Source organism: Oleiphilus sp. HI0125, assembly GCF_001635355.1.
The window spans coordinates 1-927 of the sequence record NZ_LWGF01001450.1 but is presented as its reverse complement, the minus strand read 5'-3'; the positions used below and the strand labels follow the sequence as shown (position 1 = coordinate 927).

1 protein-coding gene is annotated in these 927 nt (G+C 45.6%); it reads right to left on the bottom strand.

Features of this window, described 5'->3' with window-relative positions:
- Positions 1 to 67: 67 nt before the first annotated feature.
- Positions 68 to 927, bottom strand: an 860-nt coding sequence (gene mreC / locus A3762_RS24610) for a rod shape-determining protein MreC (protein ID WP_068758086.1), incomplete at its 5' end; no start/stop codon positions are given.

Here is a 927-nt window from a genome sequence, read left to right as displayed (position 1 = left end):
TATATGAGTTCGAGTATCACCGACAACATGAAGGTGATCACCACGGCCAACATACTAGGCTGATAAATCATTGAGCGACCTCAACACCGCTTTGTGGCGCATCATCTTTATTTGGAAAAACTAATAACAATAAACGACTGCGGTTAAGATTAGCTTGCGGAGTGACTTTCACTGTCGCAAATGCTGCTCCTGGATCGTGTGCAACTTTCGTCACGGTCGCTACAGGGTAGCCTGACGGAAAGCGCCCACCTAAACCAGAGCTCACAAGTAAATCTCCTTCCTGAATATCTGCTGTATCTGGAACATTTGCTAACTCTAAGGCGGATAGCGAACCAAACCCGTAGGCAACGGCGCGAACACCATTTCGATTAACCTGCACCGGCACGGCATGACGATCATCTGATATCAACAAAACCCGACTTTGAAACTCACTGACATCAATCACTTGGCCAACTAAGCCATATTCATCTAATACAGCTTGCCCAACATACACACCACTGCTGCGACCTTTATTGATCACAATATAATGTTTGTTTGGGTCAGGGCTCACACTTACAAGTTCGGTGACTACGACACCATCGTCAAGAACGCGAGAAGCATTCAATAACTCTCGCAAACGATTCAGCTCTGCGGTTGTACTAGCAAGCTTTTGAGACTGGCGTTCTAGAACAAGAACTTTAGCTTTAAGGGAATCTAACTCATCTTCGAGTGACGAACGGGAAGTAAAAAGAAAACCAATACCATCAGTGATATGACGCGGTACATCACTCATCCATTGAAATGGTGTCAGTACAGTACTAACACCACGCCGAACAGGATCGAGCTGATCATAACGCACATCGACAACGATCAGCACGACACTAACGAGAACCGCCAGTATCAAGCGATAGCCCAAATACGGACCTTGTACAAATACAGTACTAATGG